The organism is Rhodopirellula sp. JB055, assembly GCF_043100905.1.
In the GTDB taxonomy this organism is placed as follows: Bacteria; Planctomycetota; Planctomycetia; order Pirellulales; family Pirellulaceae; genus Rhodopirellula.
Genome location: NZ_JBICHO010000309.1, coordinates 1 through 5,545, shown reverse-complemented (window position 1 = coordinate 5,545; position 5,545 = coordinate 1). Strand labels below are relative to the sequence as shown.

General features: G+C 57.7%; 4 protein-coding genes. 2 read left to right on the top strand and 2 right to left on the bottom strand.

All coding sequences use genetic code 11. The features are described from left to right. Positions 1-18 precede the first annotated feature (18 nt). Entirely contained in the window at positions 19-2,388 is a 2,370-nt protein-coding gene (locus ACF8AM_RS12210; protein WP_392555897.1) for a type I polyketide synthase, read from the bottom strand. Positions 2,389-2,646: 258 nt separating this feature from the next. On the opposite strand from ACF8AM_RS12210, the gene ACF8AM_RS12205 reads away from it, so the two are divergent. Further along, on the top strand, positions 2,647-3,498 hold the full coding sequence (locus tag ACF8AM_RS12205) for a hypothetical protein (RefSeq protein WP_392555896.1): 852 nt from the start codon (positions 2,647-2,649) through the stop codon (positions 3,496-3,498). 4 nt (positions 3,499-3,502) lie between these two features. Here the strand turns inward: ACF8AM_RS12205 and ACF8AM_RS12200 are convergent, their stop codons facing one another. Further along, the gene (locus tag ACF8AM_RS12200) at positions 3,503-4,678 is read right to left on the bottom strand and encodes an ATP-grasp domain-containing protein (RefSeq protein ID WP_392555895.1); all 1,176 of its coding nucleotides are present in this window, start codon (positions 4,676-4,678) and stop codon (positions 3,503-3,505) included. A 186-nt stretch (positions 4,679-4,864) separates the two neighbouring features. Here ACF8AM_RS12200 and ACF8AM_RS12195 point away from each other — a divergent pair, with 186 nt between their 5' ends. Beyond that, positions 4,865-5,464 (top strand): GNAT family N-acetyltransferase, encoded by a 600-nt coding sequence (locus tag ACF8AM_RS12195; RefSeq protein WP_392555894.1) that lies wholly within the window; start codon positions 4,865-4,867, stop codon positions 5,462-5,464. Positions 5,465-5,545: the final 81 nt, after the last annotated feature.

The window sequence follows — 5,545 nt, the reverse complement described above, 5'->3', positions numbered from 1 at the left end:
AAATTAATCTAGCTTGGTTTACATCAACTGGTTTTGAAACGCTTGCGAGACCTGCTGTGCTTTCGTCGCTTTTCCATGTTCTTCGCAGTTTTTGGCTAACGTTTCGTGGTCCGCCTGTGCGCCGGAAACGACCGTGTTCTGCGGGCCATTTTCTGCGGCGATCGAAAGGGTTCCGCTGCCCGACGATTGAAACGCCTGCAATTGTTTGCCGATGACTTCCGCCGATTCAAACATCGCGGTCATGCCACCGCCGGCAGGCAACTCGCCCATCAATCGGCCGCGCTCAGCGATCAAGTTCAACGCGTCTTTCAGCGAGACCACCCCTGCGATGCATGCCGCCGCGAATTCCCCGACACTATGTCCCAACACAACACTGGGTTTCATTCCCCACGACAACCAGAGCTTCGCGAGTGAATACTCGACCGCGAACAGGGCCGGTTGGGTGTACCGGGTTTGGTGCACCAGTTCTGAATCCGGCCCGTCGCCGTACAGGACCTCTCGCAATCGTTTGGGCAACACGCTGGAGAGAATTTCATCGCACTGCATCATTGCCTTGCGAAATACCGGTTGGGTTTCAAACAGGCCTTTGCCCATGCCAGGTGATTGCGAACCTTGACCGGTGAACAGGAACGCCGTGCGAGTGGCTCGACTGGTCACGGTTTGGCCGCTGCGAATGCCAGGGCCTTTTTTTCCTTCGCTCAACTGCGTCAGTTGCTGGCTGAGTTGCTTTGCGTCTTCAAACACAACCGCGGTTCGGTAGGTGTGATGAACTCGGCCCACGTTCATGGTGTGTGCGACATCCACCACGTCGTCATCGCTGTGGTCGAGGTGCTGTTTCAATCGCGAGGCAACCTCGGCGATGGCGGCTTCGCTTTTGCCACTCAAACTCAACACGTGGCGGGCTCGCTCTTGGGTGTCGAACGAATCGGCTGGATTGAAGGTTGCCTTGGGCAAGTGCTGTTGCACCAACAAGTGCGTGTTGGCGCCACCAAAGCCAAACGAACTGACACCTGCGATCAGTGGTTCACCATCCACTGGCCAAGGTGGTGACTGGGCAGGGATCACAACACGAGAACGCTTCAGTGTCATTCGCGGATTCAGCTTTTTCAGATGGAGCTGACCGGGAATGGTTTGGTGGCGCATCATCAACAACAATTTGATGATGCCGGCCACGCCCGAGACCGTTTCCATATGGCCCACGTTGGCTTTGACACTGGTCACATAACACGGCGGGTCGACACCGGGTTTTCCGGAGAAGACTTGTGTCAGAGCATCAACTTCAATGGGGTCGCCCAAGGGAGTTCCGGTGCCATGAGCCTCGACATAGTTGATTCTCGCGGCGGGCAAACCTGCTTCGCGAAGAGCGGAGCGAATGACCGCTTGTTGCGACACGCCGTTGGGCGCGGTGATGCCACTGGTTCGACCGTCTTGATTGGTCGCACTGGCCAAAATCGTGCCCCAGATCGGATCGCCGTCCCGCTCCGCATCACTCAGTCGTTTCAGCACCAACATGCCGCAACCCTCGCCGCGAACGTAGCCGTTGGCATCAGCGTCGAACGGGCGGCACTGACCATCCGGCGACAACATGCGAGCTTTCGAAAACGCGATCGTGGTCTCGGGAGTCAAAATCGCATTCACGCCACCAGCAAGCGCCGCGTCGCATTCCCCGGCACGCAAGCTTTGAACGGCCAAGTGAATCGCCATCGTCGATGACGAACACGCTGTGTCGATCGCCATGCTGGGGCCGCGAAGGTCCATGATGTAGGACAACCGATTGGCGGCAATGGAAAGGGCGTTTCCCGTCCCGACATGCGCGTCGATGTATTGGTAGTAACCGTCGTAAGTCGAGGGGACCTTTGAGTAATCCGTGCCTCCGATTCCGACGTAAGCACCCACGGGGGTTCCCGCCAGGCTGGAAACCGGAATGCCGGCGATCTCAAACGCTTCCCAACTGACTTCCAACAGCAACCGCTGTTGAGGATCCATTCGTGCCGCTTCACGTGGCGAGATCCCAAAGAACTTGGGGTCGAACTGATCGATGTTGTCGATCATTCCCGCTCGACGAACCGACATGCGTCCGGCTTTTTGCCCCGTGGGGTCGTAGAGCGAATCCACGTCCCAGCGTTCCGGGGGAATTTCCGCGGTCGCATCGATCCCTTCGGAAATGACTTTCCAGTAAGCGTCCAAGTCCGGTGCCCCGGGAAATCGACACGAAACCCCGACGATCGCAATGGGTTCTGGCGTCGCGGTTTTGGGCTGCGAGCCGGCCGTCTTGGAATCAGCGGACGGCGTCGACGATGAACGGCCCAATCGTTTTCGCAGGGCGGCTCTCTGCTCCGGAGAGAGCTTCGCGAGGCGTTCGGAAAGGTCACGTTCAGGTGAATTCACGATGCAAAGTTCAGGTTAGATGTTCAGGCGGGAGGCCGACGAATTCGCGGAGCTGAGATTATTTCACAAGTTTGCTTAAGCAAAGGAGAATTACTAGCACCTGGGAGACACCTCCAAGCTTTGATTGTGAGTCGTCGTTTCGGGCAATTGCATCTATACTAACCCCCGAACCGCATCACCAAGCGGTCTGTCTCAGCCTGGACAGGCTCGTCTGGTTGCGGGAAACGCCCGCCTTCCCCTTTTGCCAACGATTTCTTGATGCCGATTCGCTTGCAATGCTCTTGTGGCAAACAACTTAGCGTCCGCGATGAATTTGCCGGGAAAGCGGTCAAATGCCCCGCCTGCAGCAAAGCGATTCGCGTGCCAGCAGCCGGGGGGGCGAAGAAGACAGCCGCTCCTCAGAGCCCCAGCTCCCAAACTGGCAAACCTCGTGCCGCGAAACCTCAGGCAGCGGGGGCCCGTCCCGCCACGCCCCGTCAGGCCTCTCCGGCCGCGTCCTCAGACTCGCTCGACGATTTGTTTGCCGAAGAGGGGTTCGACCGCCAAATCGCGGCAGTCTGCCCGGCTTGCAAATCGGAAATGGCAGCCGGTGCCGTTTTGTGCACCAAGTGCGGCTACAACAAGGAAACCGGTACCAACATGGAAGGCCACAAGGTTGCCGGTGTCGACATCGACATGGGCACCCTGGCGTTGATGAAAGCGGAAAAGGACATGGTCCGCGATGTCGCGTTGCAAGAGAAAATGCACAAGGGAGCAGGCATGCCTCCTTGGATGTTGGCGTTGATCTTGTTCATCGTCGGCAGTGCCGTGGTGATCGCCGTTTTAGCCGTCAATGCATCCCGCCGCACCGAGCAATTGCAATTCAAGCCGCTGCAAATGTTTTGCAACTTGGGCGGTTCCGCGTTTGCCATGGTCGCCATCGGGTGTGTGCTGACTTTGATCGCTCGTGCGTTCAAGGTCAGTCGCAACGAGGGACTGCTCTCGCTGACGATCCTCTACGTTCCGATCTTTGTCATTCGCCACTTTCGCGACAACTGGAAGGCAGCCCTGACCGCGATCATCTGCGGCGGCTGCGCCGGCGGTTTCTTTGCGATGGCATCGAGAATGTGAGCCATCAACGGGCGTCCGACCTGTGATCCACGACGTGGACATCGCCTTCCACGGTCCAGCGGACTTGATCGGAGGAGCATCCAAACGGACGCTCGCTGGACACTTTGTTGCAGTGGCCTGTGTCGATGGCCCCAGGCGAATTCAAACGCTCGGGCGAATTCCAAATCGAGGTCAAGTTTTGACTCGCCAGCTCGCGAACACCGATGTACGAGGTTGTCAGCCGAGGGTTGATCTCAATCACGCAGTCGTCTTCCGGTCGATCGCCCAAGAGGAGGTCGATCCCCAAGAATCCTCGCGGCGGTTTCGGCATCGCTTGCAAGACTTGATCGGCCAGTGCCCGACCGCGTGATTGCAAATCCGGTTCGATTGGCCCGCTGCCTCCTCGATAGCAAATCGATGTGGGGCAAGATTGGCTGGTCCGCGCGGAATCGCCCGCATCCCAATCGCAATGTTGCCACATCACGGGACAGACGATTGGCGCTGGCACTCGGTTGGATGTTGCGCAGGTCATTCCACCAACGACCAGAATCGATGCCGGGCGGCCTTCCACCCAGGCCTGCATGATCTCATGGCTCTGCAAATTCGAACCGGCCGACGCACGGTCATCGAAGACACGAATCGAATCGGAACCACATCCATCGCGAGGTTTTCGGACCCAGCGTTTGGCGTCCAATCCAACGGATCCTCGTCGGGAAATTTTGTGGAACGCGCCGTTGTTTGATTCGCGTGGGTTGGTCCAGGTTGCAGGCGTCGCGATGCCATGTTCGTCCAACCACAGGGCGGTTAGCCATTTGTCAGTGGTCATGCGGATCACCGTCTCATCCACCGCCAGTACCTTCACGCCTGATTCGCGAAAAAGGGTGACCAAGCGATGGAGTTCGCCGTCGGTTTCAGGGGCGACAACGATCGCGACGTCGCACGCCCGGGCCGCGTCCAGCCAAGCGTCCTGCAGGTCTGCAGATGCATTCAATGTGAATCGCTGAACGTTGCGGGGCAGATCATCCGCAAGGTCATTCAGTCTGGCATCGAGCGGCGTGAGCACGTTTGCCCAGGCTGCGAGATCGGTGACCAACGCGTGCCACATCGCTCGTCCTTCGTTCAGTAACGACGGCGAGATTTGTTCCAAGGGTGTGGAAGCCATGCCACCGCCACAGAGGAACTCGCCCACAAAGACTCGCATGAATCGATCCTGCTCGTGGTCTTTCACGGCTTATTTTTAGGGTCGTGGACGAGGCGACGAGTCCTGAGCTGGCGTCAAAACCAAGGACTCGTCGCCTCGTCATCTACGAACAACCCTCACCTTTTACTTTGACAGATCACTAGACTGAGTGGAGTGCAGCGCCAGTCATTCCCGGATAGTACGATCATGCCTTCTAGTCCCTTTCAAATTCGTCCGCTTTTCGACGCGGACTGGCCAGCAACGTGGGCCGTTGTGGAACCTGCCTTTCGCCGCGGAGACACCTACCCGTATCCGCGTGACATCACCTCGGAAGCGGCATACGAGATCTGGGTTGCGGGGGCCGCGAAAACCTTTGTGGCGGAGGACAAGACCGGCACGATCCTTGGGACGTACTACCTGAAACCGAATCAACCGGGACAAGGATCGCACGTTTGCAATTGCGGTTACATCGTTGCCAATTCGGCTCGCGGGATGGGCGTCGCTTCGCAGATGTGCGAACACTCACAGCAAGAGGCACGCCAGGACGGATACCGAGCGATGCAGTTCAACTTTGTGGTCTCGACAAACGCCGCAGCCGTCCGGCTCTGGGAAAAATTGGGATTCAACATCGTCGGAACTCTTCCGGAAGCATTTCATCATCCCGAAAAGGGCTACGTCGATGCCTACGTCATGCACAAGAAGCTCGTCAATTCGCAATGGACGGTGCGCGATCAACGGGGACGGCAGTGGTTGCCTTTTCGTTTTTCATCACTCGCCAAGTCGCTATCTGATCTGTTGCGACACTAGTGGTCTGTCACGACCTATTTTTAGGGTAGTGGACGAGGCGACGAGTCCTGAACTGGAGTCAAAACCAAGGACTCGTCGCCT

Bases quoted from the DNA above. Each gene is read 5' to 3' on its own strand.
- ACF8AM_RS12205 (WP_392555896.1), top strand. From the start codon at position 2,647: ATGCCGATTCGCTTGCAATGCTCTTGTGGCAAACAACTTAGCGTCCGC.
- ACF8AM_RS12200 (WP_392555895.1), bottom strand. From the start codon at position 4,678: ATGCGAGTCTTTGTGGGCGAGTTCCTCTGTGGCGGTGGCATGGCTTCC.
- ACF8AM_RS12195 (WP_392555894.1), top strand. From the start codon at position 4,865: ATGCCTTCTAGTCCCTTTCAAATTCGTCCGCTTTTCGACGCGGACTGG.